25 protein-coding genes are annotated in these 23,777 nt (G+C 41.1%); 10 read left to right on the top strand and 15 right to left on the bottom strand.

The features are described 5' to 3' along the window. Nucleotides 1-22: 22 nt before the first annotated feature. Both JEY82_RS04280 and JEY82_RS04275 read right to left on the bottom strand, forming a co-directional pair. Nucleotides 23-376, bottom strand: coding sequence for an STAS domain-containing protein (locus JEY82_RS04280; protein ID WP_304082939.1), 354 nt, complete (start codon nucleotides 374-376; stop codon nucleotides 23-25). Between the two features lie 70 nt (nucleotides 377-446). Beyond that, nucleotides 447-1,580: a response regulator gene (locus JEY82_RS04275; RefSeq protein WP_304082936.1), complete on the bottom strand. Its 1,134-nt coding sequence runs from the start codon at nucleotides 1,578-1,580 to the stop codon at nucleotides 447-449. A gap of 220 nt (nucleotides 1,581-1,800) precedes the next feature. Here JEY82_RS04275 and JEY82_RS04270 point away from each other — a divergent pair, with 220 nt between their 5' ends. Next, on the top strand, nucleotides 1,801-2,475 hold the full coding sequence (locus JEY82_RS04270; protein ID WP_304082935.1) for a PilZ domain-containing protein: 675 nt from the start codon (nucleotides 1,801-1,803) through the stop codon (nucleotides 2,473-2,475). A gap of 18 nt (nucleotides 2,476-2,493) precedes the next feature. Next, nucleotides 2,494-2,712 (top strand): hypothetical protein, encoded by a 219-nt coding sequence (locus JEY82_RS04265; protein ID WP_304082932.1) that lies wholly within the window; start codon nucleotides 2,494-2,496, stop codon nucleotides 2,710-2,712. A gap of 76 nt (nucleotides 2,713-2,788) precedes the next feature. Here the strand turns inward: JEY82_RS04265 and JEY82_RS04260 are convergent, their stop codons facing one another. From JEY82_RS04260 to JEY82_RS04245, 4 genes are all read right to left on the bottom strand, one after another. Beyond that, nucleotides 2,789-3,520, bottom strand: coding sequence for an amino acid ABC transporter ATP-binding protein (locus JEY82_RS04260; RefSeq protein WP_304082930.1), 732 nt, complete (start codon nucleotides 3,518-3,520; stop codon nucleotides 2,789-2,791). Continuing rightward, on the bottom strand, nucleotides 3,520-4,533 hold the full coding sequence (locus tag JEY82_RS04255; RefSeq protein WP_304082927.1) for an amino acid ABC transporter permease: 1,014 nt from the start codon (nucleotides 4,531-4,533) through the stop codon (nucleotides 3,520-3,522). Before JEY82_RS04255 ends, JEY82_RS04260 begins: the two co-directional genes overlap by 1 nt. Nucleotides 4,534-4,626: 93 nt before the next feature. Continuing rightward, the gene (locus tag JEY82_RS04250) at nucleotides 4,627-5,445 is read right to left on the bottom strand and encodes a transporter substrate-binding domain-containing protein (protein ID WP_304082925.1); all 819 of its coding nucleotides are present in this window, start codon (nucleotides 5,443-5,445) and stop codon (nucleotides 4,627-4,629) included. Nucleotides 5,446-5,513: 68 nt separating this feature from the next. After that, nucleotides 5,514-5,681, bottom strand: coding sequence for a hypothetical protein (locus tag JEY82_RS04245; protein ID WP_092161150.1), 168 nt, complete (start codon nucleotides 5,679-5,681; stop codon nucleotides 5,514-5,516). Between the two features lie 194 nt (nucleotides 5,682-5,875). Here JEY82_RS04245 and JEY82_RS04240 point away from each other — a divergent pair, with 194 nt between their 5' ends. The 5 genes from JEY82_RS04240 (at nucleotide 5,876) to JEY82_RS04220 (ending at nucleotide 11,552) form a co-directional block, all read left to right on the top strand. Further along, on the top strand, nucleotides 5,876-6,643 hold the full coding sequence (locus tag JEY82_RS04240; RefSeq protein WP_304082921.1) for a basic amino acid ABC transporter substrate-binding protein: 768 nt from the start codon (nucleotides 5,876-5,878) through the stop codon (nucleotides 6,641-6,643). A 97-nt stretch (nucleotides 6,644-6,740) separates the two neighbouring features. Continuing rightward, a complete protein-coding gene (locus tag JEY82_RS04235; protein WP_304082917.1) occupies nucleotides 6,741-7,523 on the top strand; it encodes an amino acid ABC transporter permease in 783 nt (260 codons plus the stop codon). Further along, nucleotides 7,513-8,250, top strand: coding sequence for an amino acid ABC transporter ATP-binding protein (locus JEY82_RS04230; protein ID WP_304082915.1), 738 nt, complete (start codon nucleotides 7,513-7,515; stop codon nucleotides 8,248-8,250). Before JEY82_RS04235 ends, JEY82_RS04230 begins: the two co-directional genes overlap by 11 nt. Before the next feature lie 171 nt (nucleotides 8,251-8,421). Beyond that, the gene (locus tag JEY82_RS04225; RefSeq protein WP_304082912.1) at nucleotides 8,422-10,377 is read left to right on the top strand and encodes a hybrid sensor histidine kinase/response regulator; all 1,956 of its coding nucleotides are present in this window, start codon (nucleotides 8,422-8,424) and stop codon (nucleotides 10,375-10,377) included. An 80-nt stretch (nucleotides 10,378-10,457) separates the two neighbouring features. Continuing rightward, a complete protein-coding gene (locus JEY82_RS04220) occupies nucleotides 10,458-11,552 on the top strand; it encodes an AI-2E family transporter (protein ID WP_304082909.1) in 1,095 nt (364 codons plus the stop codon). 33 nt (nucleotides 11,553-11,585) lie between these two features. Here JEY82_RS04220 and JEY82_RS04215 read toward each other — a convergent pair whose 3' ends face one another. Then, the gene (locus tag JEY82_RS04215) at nucleotides 11,586-13,232 is read right to left on the bottom strand and encodes a bifunctional UDP-sugar hydrolase/5'-nucleotidase (RefSeq protein ID WP_304082907.1); all 1,647 of its coding nucleotides are present in this window, start codon (nucleotides 13,230-13,232) and stop codon (nucleotides 11,586-11,588) included. 110 nt (nucleotides 13,233-13,342) lie between these two features. Here JEY82_RS04215 and JEY82_RS04210 point away from each other — a divergent pair, with 110 nt between their 5' ends. Together JEY82_RS04210 and JEY82_RS04205 are read left to right on the top strand one after the other, a co-directional pair. Beyond that, on the top strand, nucleotides 13,343-14,575 hold the full coding sequence (locus JEY82_RS04210; protein ID WP_304082905.1) for a murein transglycosylase A: 1,233 nt from the start codon (nucleotides 13,343-13,345) through the stop codon (nucleotides 14,573-14,575). A gap of 12 nt (nucleotides 14,576-14,587) precedes the next feature. After that, entirely contained in the window at nucleotides 14,588-15,325 is a 738-nt protein-coding gene (locus JEY82_RS04205; RefSeq protein ID WP_304082902.1) for an MBL fold metallo-hydrolase, read from the top strand. 68 nt (nucleotides 15,326-15,393) lie between these two features. Here JEY82_RS04205 and JEY82_RS04200 read toward each other — a convergent pair whose 3' ends face one another. Both JEY82_RS04200 and JEY82_RS04195 read right to left on the bottom strand, forming a co-directional pair. After that, nucleotides 15,394-15,609 (bottom strand): zinc ribbon domain-containing protein, encoded by a 216-nt coding sequence (locus JEY82_RS04200; protein ID WP_092161167.1) that lies wholly within the window; start codon nucleotides 15,607-15,609, stop codon nucleotides 15,394-15,396. Nucleotides 15,610-15,733: 124 nt separating this feature from the next. Then, a complete protein-coding gene (locus JEY82_RS04195) occupies nucleotides 15,734-16,732 on the bottom strand; it encodes a hypothetical protein (protein ID WP_304082898.1) in 999 nt (332 codons plus the stop codon). Nucleotides 16,733-17,087: 355 nt separating this feature from the next. Between JEY82_RS04195 and JEY82_RS04190 the strand changes: the two genes are divergently transcribed. Continuing rightward, complete coding sequence (locus JEY82_RS04190; RefSeq protein WP_304082896.1) at nucleotides 17,088-17,537, top strand: hypothetical protein; 450 nt, start codon at nucleotides 17,088-17,090, stop codon at nucleotides 17,535-17,537. A 94-nt stretch (nucleotides 17,538-17,631) separates the two neighbouring features. On the opposite strand, the gene JEY82_RS04185 is transcribed toward JEY82_RS04190, so the two are convergent. From JEY82_RS04185 to JEY82_RS04160, 6 genes are read right to left on the bottom strand one after another with little or no spacing between them, the layout of a single operon-like run. Continuing rightward, complete coding sequence (locus JEY82_RS04185; protein WP_304082895.1) at nucleotides 17,632-19,740, bottom strand: FAD-dependent oxidoreductase; 2,109 nt, start codon at nucleotides 19,738-19,740, stop codon at nucleotides 17,632-17,634. Between the two features lie 28 nt (nucleotides 19,741-19,768). After that, on the bottom strand, nucleotides 19,769-20,347 hold the full coding sequence (locus tag JEY82_RS04180) for an electron transport complex protein RnfA (RefSeq protein WP_304082891.1): 579 nt from the start codon (nucleotides 20,345-20,347) through the stop codon (nucleotides 19,769-19,771). A gap of 32 nt (nucleotides 20,348-20,379) precedes the next feature. Further along, nucleotides 20,380-21,045, bottom strand: a complete 666-nt coding sequence (rsxE, locus tag JEY82_RS04175) for an electron transport complex subunit RsxE (RefSeq protein ID WP_304082889.1) — start codon at nucleotides 21,043-21,045, stop codon at nucleotides 20,380-20,382. Nucleotides 21,046-21,047: 2 nt separating this feature from the next. Beyond that, entirely contained in the window at nucleotides 21,048-21,635 is a 588-nt protein-coding gene (rnfG, locus tag JEY82_RS04170) for an RnfABCDGE type electron transport complex subunit G (protein ID WP_304082887.1), read from the bottom strand. Nucleotides 21,636-21,638: 3 nt separating this feature from the next. Further along, on the bottom strand, nucleotides 21,639-22,613 hold the full coding sequence (locus tag JEY82_RS04165) for an RnfABCDGE type electron transport complex subunit D (protein ID WP_304082886.1): 975 nt from the start codon (nucleotides 22,611-22,613) through the stop codon (nucleotides 21,639-21,641). Between the two features lie 2 nt (nucleotides 22,614-22,615). Then, nucleotides 22,616-23,770 carry a 4Fe-4S dicluster domain-containing protein gene (locus JEY82_RS04160; RefSeq protein ID WP_304082883.1) on the bottom strand — a complete coding sequence of 385 codons (1,155 nt, stop codon included), beginning with the start codon at nucleotides 23,768-23,770 and terminating at the stop codon, nucleotides 22,616-22,618. Nucleotides 23,771-23,777: the final 7 nt, after the last annotated feature.

Raw genomic sequence — 23,777 nt, 5'->3', positions numbered from 1 at the left:
ACCCGGCTATTTTTAACAAAAACTAAGCTAAAAGTTGCTGTTTTAATCCTTCTACGGCTTCATCTTCTGAATCATAGAGGGAAAAGATTTTGTGCAATGCAGCTATATCAATGATCTTTTTAACTCGATCACTTAGATTAAACATTGCAATGCTTCCTTTTTCCTTCATGAGCTTGTTGCGCAGGGTAATCAAAGTTCCGATTCCCATGCTGTCCATGAAGTCAACATTACCCATATCAAGTGCTATGTTGAATTTCTTCTCATCAAAAAGGGGTGCAATCTGACGTTGAAAATCATGGCTGACGACATGATTAAGTTCCGGAGAGTCTAGTTCAACAATGGTTATTTCATCGACATGTTTGAATTTAAGTTCCATTTTTATTCCTTCTGATTGTGTGGTTCTAATAAAAGGATCACGTGGTGGAATCTACACCGCCTTTTAAAATCTAGCAAGCATGAGTTTTAACGGGAAAAATTATCTGGAAAGAGGTTCCATTTGTTTTCTTAATTATCAATTTTCCAGAGAGTTGCTGTGCGAGGGTTTCGACGAGCGTCATTCCCAGTGTCTTTGTGTTTCCTATTTTGAAATCATCGGGCAAGCCTATTCCATTATCTGAGACAGTCAGATTTATATTGTCGCCTTCCCGGGACATGGAAACAAATAGAATTCCTTCTCTATTGTCGGGGAAAGCGTGTCTGAGGGAATTGGAAAGCAGTTCATTGATAATCAACCCGCACGGTATTGCGGAATCTATACCAAGATGAACATCATTGATGTCAAATTGGGGCTGCACCTTGTCGTCGATAGAATATGATCTCAGTAGAAAGTTCATAAGTGTAAACGCATATTCGCGCATATCTATTCGTGAAAGGTCGTCGGAACGGTAAAGTCTTTCGTGGAGCATTGCCATTGAACGAACTCTATGCTGACACTCCCGCAAAAGGTTGCTGGCTTTATTATCGTCAGTGTAACCGCTTTGAAGGCTGAGCAAGCTGGAAATAACTTGAAGGTTGTTTTTTACACGATGGTGAATTTCTTTCAGCATAACTTCTTTTTCTGCAAGTGACGCCCGGACTAATCTTTCAGAGGTCTTTCGAGCTGTAATTTCTTCTGAAAGAATCATGTTGGTTCTTTGGATTTCTTCTGTGCGTTCCCGTATTTTAATTTCCAGTTCTTCTTTATATTTTTCATTTTCAACAAGAAGTCTGGCCCGGTCCCGCGTTCGCAAAATTGAGGATTCAAGATCTTTTAAGTCCGTAATAGGCTTTGCTATGTAATCCCAAGCTCCAAGCCGGAGCGTTGCAACTACATCCTCAAATGAACCGGTTCCGGAAACGACGATAACAGGGGTTTGCGGAGCTTCCTGTCCTAGTTCTTTAAGAACGGAAAGGCCGTCCATTTCAGGCATTCTTAAGTCTAGAAGAACAATATCCGGAGTTTCTGATCTAAAAATATCAAGTCCATCTGAGCCGTTTGCAGCTTGTAATACTTTATATCCACTATCTTCAAGATAGTGTGCAATAGAGAGTCTGACAGCTTCATCGTCATCAATCGTTAGTACTCGGGGAAGGTCATGCATTAGTTGTTTTTTCCGTTAAAGTTAATGATTTGATGATGATTAACATATAAAGTTTGAGTCGAAAAGGAAGGTCTTGAGTTAATTGAAGTGTTCTTCTATATGATTTGGAATAATATATTCAATATTTTAAGTTTGCTTATATGTGCATATTTTCTTATTATACTTACGGTATAATCAGCTTAGCGTAAACTAAGTTTCACTGGTTTGGAGGTTCTCTAATTTGAGTGCTGTTAGGATTCTTCTTGTTTGCATGCAGGGGCAAAGTCGTGAAGCTTACATTAAGGCTCTGGATGAACTTAATGTCGAGTATGATGTTGTTGATAATTTTGGTGATACTTTTAAAAAATTCAATAAAATTAGCTACAATGGCTTTCTTTTTGATGTGGCTACAGTCGTCAGGGCAAAAGCTAAGGATAAAGCAGAAGCAAATCTTTTTATTGAACGTTTTCCGGTTTTAAGAGTTAATTATCGAGCTTCTGATGAAGTTATTCGCGGTATTCCTGTGGGTAAATTTTCTGGCGAAAGTAAGTTGCTGGAAGATTTTGTCCGCAAAGTTTGTTCGGTATTTCCTGCCAGATCGTTACGTGGGAGCAGAACTTCGTCCAGAGTTTTGAATGTTTTGCTTCGTAAAGAATATAGTTCCGGTTTTATCAGTATTGAGAAGAGTGTAACTTTTGATATTTCTGAAGAAGGGGGCTTCTTTTTTTCTGTTAAAAAATGGGAAGAAGGCGATCCTCTTTCAGTCGTTGTAAAGGAATTGGCTGACAGAACGCCAATTTTATCTATTGTTAGAAAGGTGCAGGTTTGGGGTGAGACAGACCGGTTGCCGGGTATTGAAGTAAGATTTTTAAATCTTACGGAAGCTCAGGCTGATCAAATTGAAGAATTAATGTAGGTTAAAAGGTGGAAAAATATGGGCGAATTGAAAACAGACAAAAATTTTGAGAGATGGCTTGAGTGTATGGCTCGAGGAATACTTGTTGGTGGATCACTCGGAGCTATTGCGGGCTGGTTTTTTATGGATATTCAGCGAGCTTTAATGCTTGGAATGTTGATTGGTTGCCTTGCCGGTGTGACAATGAAAAACGTTAAAGACAGCAAGGATTCAGATTCAGATTCAAAATCGAAATAATGGTTTGACCTGCTAACATCAAAAGCCGCCTTGTATTAATACAAGGCGGCTTTTGATGTTAGTTATGGTTCTAAAGTTATAAAATCTGATTCAAAAACATTTTTGTTCTGTCTGATTCCGGGGTGGTGAAAAAGTGTTCCGGAGTGCCTTTTTCTATAATCATTCCATGGTCCATAAAGAGAACTTCATCTGCAACTTCACGTGCAAATCCCATTTCATGAGTTACCACGACCATTGTCATGCCTTCTTGTGCAACTGTTTTCATTACATCAAGAACTTCACCGATCATTTCGGGATCGAGAGCTGAGGTTGGTTCGTCAAAAAGAAGAACTTTCGGCTCCATAGCAAGTGAGCGGGCAATAGCGACTCTTTGTTGCTGGCCACCGGAAAGCTGTGCCGGGTAGACTCCGGCTTTCTCGTGAATGCCGACTTTTTTAAGAAGGAGCATCGCTTTTTCTGTGGCTTCACTTTTAGAACGATTACGGACAACCGTTTGAGCTATGGTCAGGTTTTCAAGCACCGTCTTATGAGGAAACAGGTTGAATGATTGAAAAACCATACCAACTTCTTCTCTGATTTTATTGATATTTGTTTTGGGTGAAAGGATATCTACACCGTCAATAAATATATGACCGGAGTCAGCGTATTCGAGCCTGTTAAGGCACCTCAAAAAAGTACTTTTACCAGACCCCGAAGGCCCGATAACAACAACAACTTCACCCTGTTTAACTGTATGTGAAACATTTGAAAGAGCTTGTACTTCATGTGTTACAAAAAAAGTTTTGTATATATTATTTACTTCAATCATTATCTCTGCACCATTCTTTTTTCAAGATATTGAACGAACATGGAGAAAGCAAAAGTAAGAATGAGATAAAGCAGCGCACATAGAAACCATAATTCAAAAGGTTGCAGACTTGTAGCAACAGCTTCTCGTGTTGCCTTGGTAAGGTCTCTGATTGCAATTACTCCAAGTAGTGAAGAGTCTTTGATCATGCTAATGAACTGCCCGGCAAGAGGTGGAAGTATTCTTCTGAATGCTTGAGGCAGAATAATGTGTTTCATCGCATAAAATTTAGACATCCCTAGTGAACGAGCTGCTTCCATCTGGCCGCGATTGACAGACTGAATACCTGCGCGAACAATTTCAGCAACATAGGCGCCTGCAAAAATGGCAAGAGATGCTACTCCAAACCATAAAGGTGGAACTTGAGGAATGTCATATTTTGCAAGCAGGCTGTTGATAAGGGTCCCAAGTACAAAATACCAAATGAAAATCTGGACAAGAAGAGGGGAACCTCGAATTAATTCGATATATGTAATGGCTGTCATTCTGAGAGCCGGGTTGGCTGAAATCCTAGCCAGACCGGTCATTAAGCCTAGAGCAATACCGAAAACGATAGAAATAGCACTTACTTTTAAAGTTATAAGCAATCCTTTCAGCAGGAGGCCCATTTTCCATTCTTTTTTAGTGCCGATTGTATCGCCGACAAATACCGAGTCGCCCTGATAAACCATAAGGCTGTCGCTAGGGACTTCATATTGAAAAGATTCGTTGTCTTCGCCCCTAACTAAAACAAGGGAGTTCTGACCTGTCTTTTTAATTGAAGAGACCTGTCCTTCAATGCTGGTTGTAATATCCAGATCAGCTTCATAGTAAAAATAATTTGGAATGCGTTCCCAGCGCCATACATAGTCGACCTGCTGAGTTGTCCAATAAAGTCCTGCTATCGTAGCAAACAGGCCGATAAAAAAGAATGTTTTCCAAAACAGATTATAGCTGCGGCCTTTGCCGGGAGTTCTTAGAGAGTATCCACTCATAATATATTAAGCCGATTTTATAAAAAAGGTTGTGATTATAATAAAAAACAGGGGGCAAAGATCTGCCCCCTGAATATTAACAATAATGCAGTTCTACTGCATTTTTTTACGCCAATCGGTATTCTTGAACCATTTGGCGTAGAGTTTGTCATAGCGACCGTCGTTTTTAAGCTGACGGAGGAAGTTGTTCAGGAAGTTGATGAAGTCTGGATCACCTTTACGGATTCCCCATCCAAGAGGCTCGTATGTGAAGGGCTTTTCAAGGAAAAAGAGTTTGCCATTACCTTGTTCGGCCATGAAAATTGCGTTGAAAGGGAGGTCATAAACCATTGCAGACGCTTTACCGTTGAGAACTTCAAGAGCTGCATCAGTTTCAGTGTCGAATGATTTGTAATTTGCTTTAGGGAGAAGGCGTTTAGCAGCTTGTTCACCGGTTGTTCCGAGTTTGGAAACAATTGTGTATTCAGGGCTGTTAAGATCTTTATAAGATTTAATTTTTCCTTCAAGTTTTTTGTTCACGATCGCAGTCTGTCCAACAATAATGATCGGATCTGCAAAGTTAATTTGAAGGTTACGTTTTGAATTAACAGTCATACCCGCAGTGATAATATCAATTTTGTCAGTGAGGAGAGCTGGGATAATGCCGTCAAATGCCATGTTGACAGGAACAAATTTTACGCCCATCGCTTTTGCCATTTCACGCGCGAGGTCAATTTCAAATCCAATAAACTGACCATTCTTATCGGTCATTTCAAAAGGCATGTACCCTGAATCGATACCACAACGGAGTTCGCCTCTTTTCATGATAGAGTTGAGTGTGGATTTTTTAGCAAGGTCAATGTCTGATGCGTTCGCACTGAAAGCGAATCCAAGTGCAAGAACCAAAGTCAGCAGTAGGCAAACTTTTTTCATAGTTTTCTCCTTTCGGTAATAATTCAGTTTGGTAAGATTGAAATAGAGTATCAAGCCTGTCGGGCTGATCAACCGTATTTTCCTTCGGTGAGAACTTCTTTGATAATCATCTCGACCTTGCAATAAGGACAAGTCGGCATGGATTCCTTTGGGAAATAAACAATGTTTGTCTCCCTGCATTTGGGACAGATAACTTCAACCGCTTCTTGTCTAACTTCTTTAGCCTTTTTTTTCATGATATTGCCCCTTAAAAAGAATTTGGTAAGTTAACCTCTTTGCGGAAAAAATTCAAGAATTGATTCTTAGCTTTCCTTTTAAAATCAAAATAAACAATGTTGTTGATGGTCGACCTCATTGACATGGGTTGTAAATTGTATAATTTTCATGTTTGTTATTTTTGTGTATTTTAACATTTTTTGGAGGGGATAAGATGTTTAAGAAGATTATCATGATTTTGATGCTTACCATGCTTGTTGGTTTCTCCGCTGAAGCTGGTATGCAGGTTAATAGTGATGGAAAACCGGTTGTTTCCGTCGCATCTGATTGTACATGGCCTCCCATGGAATTTATTAATAAAGATAAACAGATTGTAGGCTTTTCCGTTGATCTGATGAAAGCCGCTGCTGAAGCCGGTGGTTACGTAGTAGAAATCAAGAACGTTGCATGGGACGGTATTTTTGCTGGTCTTGCTTCAGGGAAATATGATTGTATCTGTTCTTCTGTTACTATTAACGATCAGCGTAAGAAAGGTATGGATTTTTCTGATCCTTATTTTGAAGTTCAGCAGTCTGTTGTTACCAACAAAGATTCAAATGCTAAAACTTTAGCAGATTTTAAAGGTAAAAAACTTGGCGCTCAGATTGGAACAACAGGATATTTTGCTGTTAAAAAAACAGATGGTGTTGTTGCTAAATCTTACGACGAAGTAGGTCTTGCTATGGAAGACTTGTATAATGGTCGTATTTCTGCAGTTGTTTGTGATGATCCAATTGCCGCCGACTTTGCTTTGCAGCAGGAAGAATATGCAAAGAGACTCAAGATTGCTTTTGTTGTAAAGAGTGCTACTCCTGAATATCTCGGTGTAGCTGTTAAGAAAGGAAATAAAGAAGTCGTTGATCTGATTAACAAAGGCCTCGCAGCAGCTGTTAAAAATGGTTCTTATGACAAGATTAAAGCAAAATGGTTCGGATCTAACTAAAAAAGATCAACCATCAGGCTTGAGAATTAAACGTAGAGCCGGGATCGGAAATGCTTAAGCCGATCCTGGCTTTTTACATGTAGTCGGGTAAAATAACATGAAAGATAAACCAGTCAAAATTGAAGTTACGGATGGCGCCAGTATACCTGATAGTAAGGATAAAGGGTTGCTGAATGCATGGTGGGTGTCATTTCTCGGCGCTATATCTATCATTATTTATCTTGTAGTAACAAAACCTGATCCATATAAAGAGATCCTGCTATTCGTGCCTGACGGGATTCTTGTTACTTTTCAAGTAACTATTTTTTCTATTATCGGTGCTTTAGTAATTGGTTTATTTACCGGTCTGGGCAGAATTTCTAAAAATAAAATTATAAACCTCATAGCTTCAACTTATGTAGAAGTTGTCAGAGGTATCCCGCTTCTTGTACAGCTTTTTTATATTTATTTTGCTCTTGGAAGAGTTGTTCAGGTGCCAGACATGATTGCTGCCGTAATCGCAATGAGTGTTTGTTATGGTGCATACATGGGGGAAGTTTTTAGAGCCGGGATTGAATCGGTTGACAGCGGACAGACTGAGGCTGCGAGATCTCTCGGGTTTGATAAAAATCAGACTATGTTCTTAGTTATTCTTCCTCAGGCATTGAGAACGATTCTACCCCCTGTCGGTAACGAATTTATTGCTCTCCTTAAAGATTCTTCGCTAGTCTCAATTATAGCGGTTGCAGATATTTTAAGGCGCGGACGCGAGTTTGCTGCGGAAAGCTTTCAATATTTTGAAACCTATACAATGATTGCACTTTTGTATCTTCTGATCACTTTGATTCTTTCAAAAGGTGTAAGTCATATGGAAGAGAGGTTGACTCATTATGACCGTTAATTCCATTATCGAAATAAAGAATGTGTATAAATTCTTCGGAGACCTTGCTGCTCTTAGCGATGTATCGCTTGATATTAAATCTGGAGAAAAAGTCGTAATTATCGGTCCTTCCGGTTCGGGGAAAAGTACTCTTTTAAGGTCGATAAATCGCCTTGAAGAGATCAGCCGTGGATCTATCTTTGTTGATGGGCAAGATGTTCACGACACAAATAACAATATTAACAATATACGTCAGGAACTGGGAATGGTTTTCCAGTCTTTTAATCTTTTTCCGCATAAAACAGTTCTTGAAAACCTGATCATGGCTCCCATTAAGCTTAAAGGTCTTGATAAAGAGGAAGCAAAGGCGGTTGCAGTAGATTTGTTGAAAAAAGTAGGCATTCGTGAGAAGGCGAATGTTTATCCTTCGAAGCTTTCCGGCGGACAGCAACAAAGGGTTGCCATCGCCCGTGCGCTGGCTATGAATCCCAAAATTATGCTTTTTGATGAGCCTACCTCCGCTCTTGATCCTGAAATGATCGGTGAGGTTCTTGATGTAATGAAAAAACTTGCAGTTGAAGGCATGACTATGGTTGTCGTTACTCACGAGATGGGGTTCGCCCGAGAAGTTGCCGATAGAATTGTTTTTATGGAAGATGGAAGGATTATAGCCTGTGCTCCTCCTAAGGAATTTTTTAACAGTACTGATCATCCTCGTTTGAAGCAATTTCTCAGTCAAATACTGTAAAGCAAGATTCACATAATTTCCACAATGTGAGTTAGATATTCCTGACCGGTTCTGAAATTTTTCGGAATCGGTTTTTTTGTACAAAATGAGTACACCTTAGTTTGCGTAAAATTTATAATGTTTGTATATTGATATGATAATTATGCAACGTACTCGTTAAATGGAGTTTTAATGGTTTCTGGCAAAAAAATTCTCGTCGTTGATGACGAAAGGATAGTAAATCTAGATATTCAGGGAACTTTAAAGCGCCTAGGGTACGGTGTTGTCGGAGAGGCTGTTTCCGGCCTTGAAGCTATTTCTAAAGTTGAAAAATTGAATCCCGACCTTGTCTTAATGGATATCAAGCTTCACGGTAAAATGGACGGAGTTGAAGCAGCAAATATAATTATTAAAACTTATGATATTCCTATTATATTCCTTACCGCTTATTCAGATGAGACAACTCTTAACAGAGCCAAACTTTCCGGGCCGTATGGTTATCTTTTAAAACCTTTTGAAGAGAGAGATCTTCGTTCTGCCATTGAGATAGCGCTATACAAGCATGGAATGGAACAGGAATTCAGACGGGCTCTTCACGATGCCGAAGCTGCTAATGAAGCCAAAAGTTCTTTTTTAGCAACAATAAGCCACGAACTTAGAACTCCGATGAATGGTATTATGGGGCTCAGTGAGATTTTACTCAGTACTGATCTTGATTCTGAACAGCAGGAATATATAGAGCTGATTAAAGGTTCTGCAGTCTCTCTTCTTCGCGTTTTGAATGAACTTCTGGATTATTCAAAGATTGAAAGCCGTATTTTGGAACTAAGAGAAGGGCCTTTCAATTTGAGAAAGGCATTGAATGGTGTTGTTAGTATTCATAAACCCGCAGCTGAGAAAAAAAAGCTTTGTATTGAGTGTGCTGTTCACCCCGATGTACCTTATGAATTGCAGGGAGATTCTGGCCGCCTTACCCAGATTTTAAATAACCTTGTGAGTAATGCTATTAAGTATACTGATGTAGGTGGTCTGCTTGTTGAGATTATGCCGGACAGCATTGAAGAAGAGCCATATCCTGCAGGATCTGCCAGATTACTTTTTGTGGTCAGTGATACAGGGCAAGGTATTTCCCGCGAGAAGGCAGATTGTATTTTTAACAGCTTTACCCAGCTTGAAGATTATATGACCCGCAAACATGGCGGAATAGGTCTTGGTCTAACTATTTCATATAATTTAGTTAATATGCTTAAGGGGGCAATGTGGCTTGAAACCAGCCCGTCTGCGGGAAGTAGTTTTCTTTTTACTGCAGTGTTTAAAATTCCAGAACCTGATGCACAGTTGGGGCTCAGAACTGATTGCGGGACAATTTCATTTACTGAAACCAAAAAAATCTTATTTGTTGATGACAATATAATTACTCGCCGGGTTGTTTCTTCTTTTTTAGAGAATGCTAATTGTGAACTTGATGTGGTCGAAAACGGACGAGAAGCTATTGATATTTTGATAATAAAGAAGTTTGATATGGTAATCATGGATGTTCAAATGCCGGTGATGGATGGATTTGAAGCAACTAAATTAATTCGTTCAGGTTCGCTTGATAATGTTGATTCTGATCTGCCTATTTTGGCGCTTACGGCCCATGCCATGAAAGGGGATAAGGAAAGATGTTTACGTGCAGGAATGGATGGATATCTTTCAAAGCCTGTTCGTTCAGCTCGACTATTGGAGGGCATGGCTGCTGTTTTTGATATGACCCGAGATAGAGATCATAGCGCTAATGAACTGGTTGATTGTGATGACGGTCCGTCTTATCTTGATTTAAAAGGTACGATTGCTCGTTTTGAGGGTGATGATTCTCTTGTGAAAGATGTTTTTGGTCATTTTCTGAGGCTTGTTCCTGAGCAGATATCAAGTATAGATCAATTTGTCGCGCGTTCTGATTTTGAAGGTGTTGTTAAGGAAGTAATGGTATTGCGAGAGATGGCTCTTGATGTCGGAGCTGAAAAAATTTGTCAGCTAGCAAGAGAAATAGAAAAGATTTCTCACAGTGGCAGTTTTGAGTGTCTTTCAGGGATGATCTCCCGTATGAAACGCGAAACAGCTACCACTCTTAATGTTATGTCGGATTATATTTTAAGATCAGTTTAAATTTTATTTTAACTTGCTAAAATATTCTTAATTTTTCCTAATTATCTATAAGCCTTAATAATTGTTACAAGGATTACTCTATGGCTCCTTCTGAGAAAGAAGCATCAAAATCTCCTATCATTTATACATTGTTTCTGGTTTTGCTTTTAGCAACAGCAATTTCTTTGGGGTATTCTGTTGCAAAGCCCTTTTTTAATACAATTATTATTTCAATTACTCTTTCAGTACTTTTTTATCCAATAAGTCAACGAATCCGCACAATGGTGAAGGGACGTACTTCTTTAGCTGCGTTTTTGACAGTGTGTATTATTGTTTTTGCCATTATTATACCTGCTTTGATTTTCTTTTTGGGCTTGATCGGGCAGGGGGTGGATTCAATTTCAGGCATTAATAATTGGTTGAAACATGCTGATCTGTCAAAGCTCATGAATACCGATAAATATGATTTTTATTTGAAATGGATTGAAGATAAACTCCCTTTTCTTGATTTAAATTCGAATGATATAAAAACTAAAGCCATTGAATACTCAAAAACTTTCGGGCAATCCATGTTTACTTCCGGCACGTGGCTCGCTGGGAATATGGCAGGACTTGTAGCTCAATTTTTTATTATGACTTTTCTGGTTTTTTCGTTTTTAAAAGACGGAGTCAGGTTTATTGCCAGAATTAAATATCTTTCGCCGTTAAGAGCCGAGCAGGAAGATTTTATCTTCACAAGTCTGCGTAAAGTTTCAAAGTCTGTTCTTTTAGGCAGTTTGTTTATTGCGATTCTTCAAGGTGTTGTCGGTGGTATAGGTCTCGCCATTGTGGGTATTCCGGCCCTTTTCTGGGGTGCTATGATGGGCTTTACATCACTTATTCCGGTTCTTGGAACTGGCTTGATATGGGTTCCGGCACTTGTTTATCTTTTGCTTGTCGGCAAAATTAATATGGCGATTTTTCTGGGGCTCTGGTGCGGAATACTTGTAACAGGAATAGACACAATCTTAAGACCTATTATAGTCAGAGAAGCCTCAAGGGTTTCAACTATTTATGTCTTTCTTGCTATTCTTGGCGGCATTAATGCGTTTGGTGCGCTGGGTATATTATACGGCCCCATGATTCTTACCTTTTTGATGGTTATGCTGGATATCTACGGTCTTGAATTTCAAGATGTTTTAAAGAATAAAAAATAAATCAGCGCGACATTTAAACGCTTAGTAATTTACTTATTTTGCCGTTTTCAGGGTAGGGAAGAAAGGCTTTCCATCCAAATTCAGGGTGGTAATTTCATTATTAACCGGAATTTTTTTCATAACTGTGAGTCCGGATTTAATTACTTCTGAAATTTTTATGAAAGTTTCTACTTTGTCCTTAGATTTTTTGAGCATTATGTAGCCGTCCCCGCCTCTTGCTAAGAATGAATTGGTGGCGACAGAGTACATTTTGTCTTTCTCAACAGGAATATATTTACCTGATTTATCGGCTATTTTAATATTTGAAATTCTTGAACCTTGAGTCTTAATTCCGATTGGTTTCCCTTGTTCGGTGACAGTGATTTCCTGCGGAGTTCCTTTTAGGTCTAGAGTATACTTTACACCTGAGGTTTGCAGATATCCTCCTGATGAGTCAGGAAGCTCATGGACGGAGCGTTCAAGTACTTGTTTAAGGGTTTCTCCGGTTACTTTTATAATTGTTATAGTGTTGCCGAACGGGAACATCGTGTCGACATCACTGGCTTTTATCGGGCCGGCAGGGATGATTTTATCACCTCTGATTCCTCCGCTGTTTTGGAAAGCAACATCTGTTTTAAATTTATCCTGTAGAATACTGCTGACTAATTTACCGACAGGAACATCTTGGATTCTGATAACTTTAACTTCTGTATTGAGAGGCTGTGCGGATGTTGCCAGCACTGTAGTTGATTGCAGCCCGTTTATATTTGCTTGAATGAAGTCAAAAGTTTTTTTGTTTGGTGAAATGCTGGCGGTAACCGGAATGATTGTCCAATCGTGTTTATTTATATAACCATCTTCAATTTGTAACTTTAATACACCCACAAAGCGGCCCCGCGCTCCACACTGAACCATAATTCCAGGAGTAGGAGCATCGCGTGCGATAAGTTCTTGTCCCGGTAGAATGTCCTTGTGGCTTTGTCCGCCGCATATAATATCAATTTCAGGAACCGCTTCCAGGATAGTTTTCTGGTCTTCAATAGAAAGGTGGCTAAGTAAAACGATAATGTTTGCTTGTTCTTCTTTTTTTAACTTGAGAGCGGTGTTCCGGGCGATTTCAATTAGATTAGATTTTACTGCCGTAGCTGTTCCGGGATTTGAAATCATTTTTAAATTTGGTAAGATTAATCCCATAAACCCGACACGGACGAGATTCCGTTCAATTACTGTATATGGTTTTACATGTTTTAGAATGCGGCTGCTGGGATTAATTTCAAGATTGCTTACAACTGTGGGAAATTTTTTGTTTGTCAGGCATTTTGCAAGAAAGGTTGATCCGCGATCGAATTCATGGTTGCCAAGAGTTGAAACATCAAATCCCATCAGATTCATTGCACCGAAAACTATTTTACCTTGATCTTCCTGGATCGATTCACCCAACAAGTCGTCACCTGTTGCAATTGTGATGGTTTCGTTAGGGAACTTTTCACGATAAGATTCGAATACCGTTTGAATTCTTGCAAATCCTCCAAAAGTACGTAGCATGTTGCCATTGTTAAGTTCTTCTTTTTCAGAAGCCGGAATTAACTGACCGTTTAAACCGGACGTCGTAAGGAGGACAAGATTCCATCTTGATGCAAGGCACGGGGTCGATAGAAGTATAAATGTGATCAGAGATATTAGTGTCATTAACGGACGCATATATGATCCCTCTTGTTTTCGAATGTTTTTTTATAATTCGTTCTAGGTTACTTCTAGATTATTTTCCACTCTTCTTTTAGATAATAAATCATGTCAGGAGCAAGCTGAAAATGGGTTTTTATATGCCTCTTAAAAGATCTGCATTATTGTTTGTTGTTTTACTTGTATTCTTTTTGTTCACGGGATGTGCAACAAAAGATTTACAGCCCATAGCAGGTAAGGGTTTTTATGAAGTTGATAAAAAACAGCTGAACTCTATTCTTAGTCGTCTGAATTCGCAAGAAAATGGTGAAAATTCTTGGATTAATTTAGAAAAAGGAATTAAAGAAAACATTAAATATCTTTCTCGAAAACCGGCTGACGGTGTTGCTGTGAAATATGGTAACATGGAAATAACATGGGGGATGCTGGCTCGTACTAATTTAGAATTGTTAGAAATATTACCTGAACTTGAAATTTCTCCTGAGCTTTTAAGAAATCAATTTGCATGGTTTGCTCTTTCTCCGCGTACTTTGTTGACTGGTTATTATGAACCGAATCTTGAAGCTTCGTTGACACCTGATCCTGCCTATCCATATCCTCTTTACAGTGTGCCCGGGAATCTTAAGATTTTAGACCTTGGTAAATTCCATTATCGCTGGAAAGGTCAACAGCTGATTTATAAAATAGAAGGAGATTCGGTTGTTCCTTACGACGATAGAAAATCGATAGATTTTGAAGGAACTTTACAGAATAAGGGATTGGAAGTTGCTTGGGTTCGTGACCTTGTTGATGTTTTTATTTTGCAGATTCAAGGGTCGGGACGGTTATTGCTTGCTGACGGCAGTGTTAAACATATTCTTTATGCTGGAAAAAATGGGCATAAGTATGTGTCATTAGGAAAAGTTTTAATTGATCGAGGGCTTATGGCTAAAGAGGGAATGAGTATGCAGGGCATACGCTCTTTTCTTAAGGATAACCCGGAGCTTATTGAAGAATTGCTTATTACCAATCCAAGCTATGTTTTTTTCAGAGTGGATGATGTAGGTCCATTCGGGGCGATGAATGCGCCCCTTACTTCTATGGCAAGTGTGGCTGTGGACAGCAGCGTGCTACCGTTGGGTGCTATGGCTATACTCACGACAAAGCTTCCACAAGAGGGTACTGACAAGAAAAAGACTTTTACGAAAATGGTGATGGCGCAAGATAGGGGCGGTGCGATTAAAGGGACCAGAGTGGATCTGTTTTGCGGGTCAGGACCGGATGCGGAATTTTTAGCTGGGCACTTGAAATCGTGGTCCCATCTTTATCTTCCGATCAGTCGTGAATCTTTAAACCGACAGATTGAGGAAAGTGAACAATAATTTTTAGTAACGATGAAAATTAAGATTACATATATTTTTCATAATTGTTTTGTTCTTGATGTCGGTAAATTGAGTATTGTTTTTGATATTCCGGCGCAAAGATTTCGCATGAGCCGTGCTCGGTCAATTTTAGAAGAGGCTGTCTGCGGTCGTGATGTGGTCATTTTTTTTTCACACAGCCATCTGGATCATTTTGCTCCTGATTATATGGACGTGTGCGGCGGCGCAAATTCCGTGAAAGCTGTGCTGTCTGATGACATTGAAGAAATGTATCCTGATATTTTTTTTGAGAATGCTCTGGTTGTTGAACCTGATCAAAAGTATGTTTTTGAAAATTTGAAAATTGAAACGCTTATGTCGAATGATTTAGGCGTGGCTTTTATGATTGAAACTGTTGAAGGTGTAAAAATCTATAATGGCGGAGATTTAGCTTGTTGGGACTGGGAAAGTTCGTCAGAAGCAGATCAAAAGTTTACAAGAGATTTTTTTGATAAAGCGGCAGATAGAATCGCAGGGTTTGGATCTCATATTGTTTTTTCTAATGTTGATAGAAGGCTCGAGAGTTTGGCTGGAGGACCTTTTTTAGTAGAAGCAGTTAAGCCTCAGGTTTTTATACCGACTCACGCCTTAGGTCGAACAGCGTGGCTTGAAGGTATTCATGAGCGGCTTGGAATAGAATCGCGCAAGTGTTTCAGTTATCGTAGAGCCGGAGATGTTGCCTCGTTTGATATTTTGTTGTCCGGTTCTTAGTTTGCAAGAAAGCCCTCTGCTTTTTATTCGGCAGAGGGCTTTTTATGTTCTTAATCGGTTTGGAAAGATTATTTATTTTTAGATTGGCACTCATGGCAGGGAGATAGTTTATATCCGCCGTTACCTTTTGGAATGCCGTTAGGCCTTACATTCCCTTTGGAAAGCAGTTTTTCGCAATCACTGTTGCCGCATTCCGGACAATCAGCTTTTACATCTTTGCCGGGCATGACCAGCTCATCAAATTCTTTTCCACATTTTTTACATTTGAATTCGAAAATGGGCATTTGCGCTCCTTTAGTACCTGAAAATTTATATAAGGGAGCATTAACTCCTGTTTTTTTCAACAGGCATAGGGGTAAGAAAAAAATCGAAGCTTATCAAGTAAAAATATTGAAAGGCCGCTCGTATTTAAACTCGAGTAGAAAGCAAACTTCCGCCGCCTTTATATCCCATCTGTGAGAAAAAACCGTTCATCTGAGAATGGACTTGCTTAGCCTGTGCATCCTGCTGTTCTTGTATTTTAGCTGCCTTATCAAGGAGTGTGTTGATATTAGTATTTGTTTTTTTAAGCTCTTCTTGTTCTTTTTCAGTCAAAGGTCTTTCTTTTGATAATTTGTTCAGTTCGTCTGCGCGTTCATCAAATCGGAAGTAGAGAGTCTTTTCTATATTACTCAGACCGTGAGTAACAAGTTTACCGGCGATTTCTTCCATTTCTTTGATTATTACATCAGCTTTAATTTTTTCTTCATCAGTTAATTCTTTTTTAGTCGTACCTCGAATTTCGTCCATCTGCTTTCGAAGGTCATCCGCTGTTACCTGCTCTTCGCTGGTCAGCGTTTTAGGACCTTCGATGCCGAATAATTCTTTAAGCTCAGCCTGGATAGATGTTTCCATTTTCTTTTCAGCTGATGTCAAAACTTTTCCTTCGGGATAATATAGCTTGCGGAGTTCCCATTTGAGGCTTTCAGCCCTGTTGCGGTCTGCTCCCTGGGGATCTTTAGTGGGAAGAATGTCGTAAAGTTCATCTAACTTAGTTTGAATGTCATCAAGTTTGGTTTTTTCTTCGTCCGTTAGTTTTTTAGGTTCACCGGAGAGGCCGTAAAGATCGTCCAGTTGTGATTTCAGTTCGCCGAATTTTTTTTCCTGTCCAGCGCGCATGGCACTGTCATTTACTCCGTAAATATTATTTATCTGTGAGAAATATGAACCGACTTGCTGTTGTTCGTCGGAAGTAAGCCCAAAACTTTGAGACGCAAATTGCATCTGAAGTTGTCTGCGGATTTGACCTCGACTTAAATCTTTAGAAATATGAGGAAGTTCATTTTTGGAAGATTCATTCGAGATATTAGAAAAATAGCTTCCTGCTGTTCCGCTTCCGCTAATCAGCGAATTTGTAGAGGTCAACATGTTTTGCTCCTGAAATTATTAATCGAGAAATATTTGCCGCATTTAATTGTATGGCTATTCCTTTGCAATTCATGAACCAAATGTTTAGACAATTTATGTTTAAATTAAGATTTTTTAATAAAACATATTCAGTCAAAAGAAGGTCATGTTCATGAACTGTGAGATTGTTATAAAATTGAGCGTAAAAACAAATTGATGATGTTAAGGAGTTGCAGAACTTGATCTTTTGTGCGATTTATAAATCGAATTTGGGGTTGTAAGGATCTTTTTAATATGGATACATTCTTGATTTGAAATAATCCTTCACTTATATTATTCATCCGTTTTTAACATTACCTTTCAGGAGGAAATAGAAATGAGCGCTGAAAAAGTACATCAGATTGATGATTATCAGAAAAAAGAAGAAACAGTAGAGCAGGATTTCGCTGCTGGAATCGGCGAAAAAGCTCAGAAAGACATGGGTAAAGTAGCAGTCATCATATCTTTTATGGCGATTGTACTTCTCGTAGTCTTTTTCTACGGTTTAAATCAGAATCTTAGCAATTTGACCACTGAAGTTAAAGACCTTCAGGGTGTTCGCGGACAGGTTGAAACTCTGAATACTCAGATGGCAACTGTTGACAGCAGAATTGTTGAACTAGAAAAACTTCCTTTGAAGACAAGACATATTATTATGGACGGCATGATCGAAGAAATGAACCAGAAAGCAGGCTACATCAGCCAGCAGCTTACTCCTGAAGAGCAGGCTAAACTTGCACAGGTTCAGGAATTGCTCAAAAACGTTCAGTCAGGTCTCCAGAAATAACGACTTTGATATTTCAAAGTTTAGGCGCGAAGAGCTTTTGCTCTTCGCGCCTTTTTTTATGTTTTGTTTGTTCCGCCCGTGAATCTATTTTTTCTTATTCTACCTTTTCGCCTACTCTCGCAGTTACGACTTCAGCGAGTGGAATATCTCTATCATAACATATCAGACCGCATCTCAGACATCGGGAAGCTTCATGCTTAAGTTCTTCTTCAGATAAAGCACCTTCCACTTCACTGAATGTTGATGTCCGGTGAGAGCCATCGCAAAGATACGGCATAGTTGAGCGTTCCTTGTGTTTAACTCCGTCAACGTCTTTGAATAGCGTGTAAGGAATTAATTTCCGCATAATATTGTCTGCCACAGGTATTTCGCCCGTTGTTAATAAAAAGTGGATGGACCGGGCAGCTCTGCGTCCAGCTCCTACCGCAGAAATAACTAGGTCCGGTCCGGTAAACAGATCTCCCCCTGTAAAAACATTGGGGACGGATGTTTGTAGAGTATCCGGGTTGGCGTTTATTGTTCTCCAGCGTGTGAAATCCAGAACGCATTGATCCGAGCCTTCCGAGTAAAAACAGGAAAGTGCCGGTTTTTGACCGATTGCCGCGATAATGGTGTCGGCAGGGTAGCGGGTTTCTGTGCCTTCAATAGGTATGGGTCGGCGGCGACCTGATTCATCAGGCTCTCCAAGCTCCATTTTTACGCATTCAAGATGCGTTGCGTGACCGTCTTCTCCGGTAATAACTTTGGTAGGAGCGGTGAGAAATAAAAATTTAACACCTTCATCTTCGGCTCCTTCAATTTCTTCAAGATTGGCCGGCATTTCGTTGCGCGTACGACGGTACAGAATGGTAACGTCACAACCCAGTCTAATGCTGGTTCGTGCCGTATCAATCGCAGTGTTACCACCACCGACAACTAAAACTTTATTCCCGATGTCGGGAGCCTTATCAAGCCCGACCGAGGTTAGGAGTTCTGTTCCGCTAATGACTCCCGGGGCTTCTTCACCTTCAATTCTAAGGTTACCGCTCGCCCATGCTCCCAGTCCCATGAAGAAGGCTTCAAATCCTTCTTTTTCGAGACTCTGTGTTGTGAAATCTATTCCGAATTTCATTTCTGTACGGACTTTAATACCTAAATCCAGAATACCCTGAATCTCCCAGTCTAAATCTTTTTTAGGAAGTCTATATTCAGGGATGCCGTAGCGGAGCTGTCCGCCTAAAGCCGGCATGGAGTCAAAAATAGTCGGGCTGTGTCCCAGTCTGCGTAAAAAGAAAGCACATGAAAGTCCGGCTGGACCGCCGCCGATAACCGCAACTTTATGCCCCGTTTCTTTAGCGCATGGAATTTCAAGTCGAAGGTTGTTTTTCATTTCCCAGTCGGCAACAAATCTTTTGATCATATTGATTCCGACAGGTTCATCAACATGGGTTCTGCGGCAGTCAGCTTCGCAGGGGCGCGGGCAGACTCGCCCACATACAAGAAGGAGCGGGTTGCGTTCACGCAGAGTGTGTATTGCTCCGGCGTAATCACCTTTTCCCGCCTGTTCGATATATTTCGGAATATTAATTTGTCCGGGGCATTTTTGACGGCAGGGCGCGAGGCAGTCGTTAATTTCTTCCTGATGGAGGAGCCTTTCGCTCATTGAGACTATGGAAAGAACATTTCGAGGACAGGCATCGACACATTTTCTGCACGATCGGCATGCAAGCGGGTCAACGACAGGTAATCCTTCCGGTCCCATGTGAATTGCATCAAAAGGGCAGACAGCTACGCATGTGCCCAGTCCAAGGCAGCCTTCAGGGCATGTTTTACTTCCTTTATAAAGAAGAGCTTGTGCGCGGCAATCTCCAGCTCCTTCGTAATGATACAGTTCTTCGGCGCGCTCGCCTCCGGTGCAGTCTCTAAAGGCGAGTTCCGGCTCCATTTCAAGCACTTCAAGTCCCATAACGGCCGCGACCGCCTGAGCTGTTTCAAGTCCGCCTATTACGCAGACATTGGATCCGGATTTGCCTTCGACAACAGCGTGGGCTGCTCCACCGCAACCAGCATAGCCGCAACCACCGCAGTTAACGCCGGGAAGGGCATCTTCGAGTTGAGCTATTCGGGGGTCTTCTTTAACGTATAAAACTTTTGAAGCCATAGCGAGAATTGCAGCAGCGACAAAGCCTAATCCGAAAAGAACAAGTATTGATGATGTGATCATTTTATTATGCCTGTGTAAGCTTTTGGTATTAGGCTATCATCCCTTTGAACGCAAAAAATGCCAAAGACATGAGACCTGCCATTATCAGGGCTATGGGAGTTCCTTGCAGGGCCTTTGGAACTCTGGAAACTTCTATTTTTTCCCGGATTGCGGATAGAACAATCAGCGCAAGCATGAAACCCAGCCCTGACGCGAACGAGAAGGCAACGGTTTTTATAAATGTAAATTCTTCGCGCTGACAGATGATGGCAATACCCATTACCGCGCAGTTTGTTGTGATCAGCGGTAAAAATATTCCTAGAGCTTTATACAGCGGCGGGACTACTTTTTTCAAAAACATTTCAACAAACTGTACTAGTGCGGCAATGACCAGAATGAAAGTCAGAGTTTGCAGATATTGCAGACCAAACGGGTTGAGCAGATACTGCTGAACTGCCCATGTGATGGAAGCAGCCATTGTTGCTACAAAAACAACTGCGCTGCCCATACCTATTGCAACCGATATCTTTTTAGATGTTCCGATAAACGGGCAGTTGCCAAGATATTGAGCCAGAACAATATTGTTTACAAATATGGCTGATATGAAAAGGAGAAAATATTCTTGCATATGCTTTGTCCTTTTAAGGATGAATTAGAAATTTAGTGCCCGCACATACCGCAAGTTTTGCAATCGTGGGTTGGGTTATCAAGCACAGCCTGTCCCTTTTTGCGTCTCTGGCTGTTTGTGAAGGCATTCATTCCGGCTAGAACAAGCCCGAGGCAGACAAATGCGCCCGGAGCTTCAATCATAAAGCTGAAGGGCTTAAATGATTCGGGCATTATTTGACTGCCGAAAAGAGTACCATATCCGAAAAGTTCGCGCAGACCGCCGAGAAGCGTCAAAGACATGGTGAATCCGAGTCCCATTCCTAATCCATCCGCAGCGGAAAGAAGTATTGTGTTTTTTGAGGCAAAAGCTTCCGCGCGCCCGAGGATGATACAGTTAACAACAATGAGCGGCACGAAAATACCTAGCTGTTGATAGAGCGGGTAAGCATATGCCTGCATCAGCAGTTCAACCACAACAACGAGTGATGCCGCTATAACAATGAAACACGCAATACGCACTTTGGGCGGAATAATTTTTCTGACAGCTGAAACAAAAACATTTGAAAGGGTCAGTACGAAAATTACCGCCAGCCCCATGCCGAATCCGTTGTCCGCAGTTTTAGTAACAGCCAGTACCGGGCACAGGCCTAATACAATTTTAAAAGGCGGTAGGTCTGTCCATAATCCTTTAGAAAATTCTTTCCATAATCTAATCATGATTAAGATCCCTTTATCCAAGCTGCAGTAATTTGCGGTTTTAATTGAGCAAAAATATTAATTGCTTTTTTTACGGCTTCAACTGATGCCGTTGATGAAATCGTTGCTCCCGCAATGCCGTCAATGTCTCCGCCTTTAGATGACAGTTCTACGGACGCTGGGTGGCCTCTGAATTGTTTCGTGAATCCGTGTTTGGCAACTCTTGCTCCGATACCGGGAGTCTCTTTCATGGTGGTGATACCGATGCCTGAAAGATTAACTCCGTCAATATTGAAGCCGACCATTACACCGACATTTCCGCCGTAGCCTTTTGCTGCGGATTCAAGAGCGACTCCGAAGAGTTTACCGTCTTTAATGGCTGGAAAAACGGTGATTTGAGTGTCTGTACCCGGAATATCGAACTTTTTACGATCCTTAACCGGAGAATTATCAAATCCGATTAGAACATTACTTATAGCAGGGCCTTGAACATAGGTCATTACCTGTTCTTCGATTTTGTCGTTGGTGGCATCTTTCAGGCTTGCAAGGGTAAAACCGGACAAGCCGCATATGAGTGAAAGAACCACGATCATTTTTAAGGTTTCATTCATATTTTATCTCTGCAAATGGATATTGGTTATTCCGCCGAAAGGGGTGGGCCTGATTTTTTCAAATAGTGGCGATGCAAGGTTTGCCAGAAGTATGGCAAATGGAACCCCGTCAGGATAAACTCCGTAAACCCTTATGATTATGACCAGTATTCCGGCAGTAAACCCATATGCGATCATAGGGATATGACCAACGGGGGAAGAAGAGCTGTCGGTTGCAAGGAAGAAGGCGCCGAACAGAGTGGATCCGCATAACAGGTGATAAATCGGTGAAGCGTAATCAAGGGGAGAAATCGCATAAAACGTAGCGGCGGTGAGAGCCACCCCAGCTATAAACGCGAACGGGATATCAGGGCGGATAATTTTCCGGCTTAGCAGATATAGGCCACCAAGAAGTATTGCTCCCGACTGTGCCGCCCCTGATCCACCAAGTTGAAAACCTAGAAGTAATGATTTTAAGGGATATTGACTCAGTGTTTCCGGTCCGAAGTTTTTAAGCTGACTTAGCGGGTAGGTCAGTTCTGATCCCAGCATTGTCATGTCAAAGTCCATAAGTTCAGGCCATGACACTTTGCAGATTGCCCAGCCCACAAGCGGGGCGCAGAGAGGTCCTCCGCCTAATCCTCCGAACACCATCTTTCCTAATATGATAGAAAAGGAGCTGCCGGCGGTTATTAGCCACCATGGACTGCATGGCGACATGAGAAAGCCGAACATCAGACCGCACAGTAGTGCTGTGTAGTTGTCTGATTCGATTTCGCGCTTCATAAGATGCAGGCAGATTGCTTCCGTTATTACCGCAACCACACATGACAGGGCGAGAACTCTGAATGCGAGTATGTTGCTATGCCAGATAGCAAAGGCTGCAGCGGGCAATAAAGCCAGCAACATTTCAAGAGATGTTCCTTTGATGGTTCGCCCGCAATGAATGTGGGGAGCACTGGAAACAGTTAAAACTGGAGATCCGCTTATCGGTTTCATATCTACTTCCGAAGGTCTTCAAGTATCGGTTTGCTGAAAAGTTCTTTTTTTGCCAATCGTATATATTGTAACAAGGGGCGTTGAGCCGTGCACCAGTAAGCGCAAAGTCCGCATTCAAAACATGAGGCAATAAAATATGCCTGAGTATTTTCAAAAAGGCCGAACTCCGCATGACGTGAGATCATGTTCGGCATCAGTCTTGCCGGACATTTAATGACACATTCGCCGCACCCGAGGCAGGGGGAATCTTTTGCTACAGGGGTATTGCTTCCGGCAATGACGGTTACCCCCTGTGTATCGGCAGGGATTCCGTGGTTCAATGAATAAACTGCTCTTCCTGATAAAGGTCCACCCAGAACAACTCTGTCGCCGTCAGATAACTTGAATCCTGCTTTGCTGGTGAGCAGTTTTACCGTTGTGCCGACGGGCGCTTGAAAGAGTGTGTTTCCGACCTTAACCATAATTTCAGTGACAGGCTGTTTACCGTGAACCGTCCGGCCGATTCTATACAGAGTTGCCGCATCGATTACGGAAACGCCGGAAGGCATCTCTTTACCTGTTACAGCTTTAACAACCATAGGCGCTAAGCCGTTAGGATAGACAGGCTTTATTTCATGTCCTGTGCATCCGGGCAGAGTCCATGACATGCCTTGCGGCACGGCTATAGCTGATGCTTTCGGTGAAAGGGCTTCTTTAAGGAAATCCAACCCTTCACTCATTATTTGATTGAATTCTTCGATTAAAAATCTATGTCCATCAATTCCGGCTTCTGCCGGAACAGTGTTGATGATCAGGGTGCATCCTTGTTTGAGTCCGCTGACATCAATTCCTGCTTCCCGCAGGTAGCTGAGCATAGAAGAGCTGTCTGAATTGTCGAGTGTCAGCGGCGCTGCAACCCGTTCACCTTCTTCTTCAATGAGGATAAAATCTTTTTTTACATCCAGCACTTTTCCTGAAACAGAAGAGTGTACGCTTGGAAGTTTGTTTTGAGGGTCGCTGGCAATTTTCTGCCCTTTAGCAACAAGTTCTTCTTTCCCGACAAGCGGTGTCAGCTCTGTAATTTCCAAAGAAATCAATAGAGCGGAACTCAGGTTCTGTTCTCTTATTTTCAGCACCGGACCACGGTCTGATGGAGTAAGTAAAAAAATAGGGTTCATTATAAAT

This window comes from Maridesulfovibrio ferrireducens, assembly GCF_016342405.1.
GTDB lineage: Bacteria > Desulfobacterota > Desulfovibrionia > Desulfovibrionales > Desulfovibrionaceae > Maridesulfovibrio > Maridesulfovibrio ferrireducens_A.
The sequence above is the reverse complement of the archived record's forward strand: the minus strand, read 5'-3'. Positions and strand labels throughout refer to the sequence as shown.

Excerpts from the sequence above, each read along its gene's own strand:
- JEY82_RS04280 (WP_304082939.1), bottom strand. The coding sequence starts at position 376 with ATGGAACTTAAATTCAAACATGTCGATGAAATAACCATTGTTGAACTA.
- JEY82_RS04275 (WP_304082936.1), bottom strand. The coding sequence starts at position 1,580 with ATGCATGACCTTCCCCGAGTACTAACGATTGATGACGATGAAGCTGTC.
- JEY82_RS04265 (WP_304082932.1), top strand. The coding sequence starts at position 2,494 with ATGGGCGAATTGAAAACAGACAAAAATTTTGAGAGATGGCTTGAGTGT.
- JEY82_RS04260 (WP_304082930.1), bottom strand. The coding sequence starts at position 3,520 with ATGATTGAAGTAAATAATATATACAAAACTTTTTTTGTAACACATGAA.
- JEY82_RS04255 (WP_304082927.1), bottom strand. The coding sequence starts at position 4,533 with ATGAGTGGATACTCTCTAAGAACTCCCGGCAAAGGCCGCAGCTATAAT.
- JEY82_RS04250 (WP_304082925.1), bottom strand. The coding sequence starts at position 5,445 with ATGAAAAAAGTTTGCCTACTGCTGACTTTGGTTCTTGCACTTGGATTC.
- JEY82_RS04245 (WP_092161150.1), bottom strand. The coding sequence starts at position 5,681 with ATGAAAAAAAAGGCTAAAGAAGTTAGACAAGAAGCGGTTGAAGTTATC.
- JEY82_RS04240 (WP_304082921.1), top strand. The coding sequence starts at position 5,876 with ATGTTTAAGAAGATTATCATGATTTTGATGCTTACCATGCTTGTTGGT.
- JEY82_RS04235 (WP_304082917.1), top strand. The coding sequence starts at position 6,741 with ATGAAAGATAAACCAGTCAAAATTGAAGTTACGGATGGCGCCAGTATA.
- JEY82_RS04230 (WP_304082915.1), top strand. The coding sequence starts at position 7,513 with ATGACCGTTAATTCCATTATCGAAATAAAGAATGTGTATAAATTCTTC.
- JEY82_RS04225 (WP_304082912.1), top strand. The coding sequence starts at position 8,422 with ATGGTTTCTGGCAAAAAAATTCTCGTCGTTGATGACGAAAGGATAGTA.
- JEY82_RS04220 (WP_304082909.1), top strand. The coding sequence starts at position 10,458 with ATGGCTCCTTCTGAGAAAGAAGCATCAAAATCTCCTATCATTTATACA.
- JEY82_RS04215 (WP_304082907.1), bottom strand. The coding sequence starts at position 13,232 with ATGCGTCCGTTAATGACACTAATATCTCTGATCACATTTATACTTCTA.
- JEY82_RS04210 (WP_304082905.1), top strand. The coding sequence starts at position 13,343 with ATGGGTTTTTATATGCCTCTTAAAAGATCTGCATTATTGTTTGTTGTT.
- JEY82_RS04205 (WP_304082902.1), top strand. The coding sequence starts at position 14,588 with ATGAAAATTAAGATTACATATATTTTTCATAATTGTTTTGTTCTTGAT.
- JEY82_RS04200 (WP_092161167.1), bottom strand. The coding sequence starts at position 15,609 with ATGCCCATTTTCGAATTCAAATGTAAAAAATGTGGAAAAGAATTTGAT.
- JEY82_RS04195 (WP_304082898.1), bottom strand. The coding sequence starts at position 16,732 with ATGTTGACCTCTACAAATTCGCTGATTAGCGGAAGCGGAACAGCAGGA.
- JEY82_RS04190 (WP_304082896.1), top strand. The coding sequence starts at position 17,088 with ATGAGCGCTGAAAAAGTACATCAGATTGATGATTATCAGAAAAAAGAA.
- JEY82_RS04185 (WP_304082895.1), bottom strand. The coding sequence starts at position 19,740 with ATGATCACATCATCAATACTTGTTCTTTTCGGATTAGGCTTTGTCGCT.
- JEY82_RS04180 (WP_304082891.1), bottom strand. The coding sequence starts at position 20,347 with ATGCAAGAATATTTTCTCCTTTTCATATCAGCCATATTTGTAAACAAT.
- rsxE (WP_304082889.1), bottom strand. The coding sequence starts at position 21,045 with ATGATTAGATTATGGAAAGAATTTTCTAAAGGATTATGGACAGACCTA.
- rnfG (WP_304082887.1), bottom strand. The coding sequence starts at position 21,635 with ATGAATGAAACCTTAAAAATGATCGTGGTTCTTTCACTCATATGCGGC.
- JEY82_RS04165 (WP_304082886.1), bottom strand. The coding sequence starts at position 22,613 with ATGAAACCGATAAGCGGATCTCCAGTTTTAACTGTTTCCAGTGCTCCC.
- JEY82_RS04160 (WP_304082883.1), bottom strand. The coding sequence starts at position 23,770 with ATGAACCCTATTTTTTTACTTACTCCATCAGACCGTGGTCCGGTGCTG.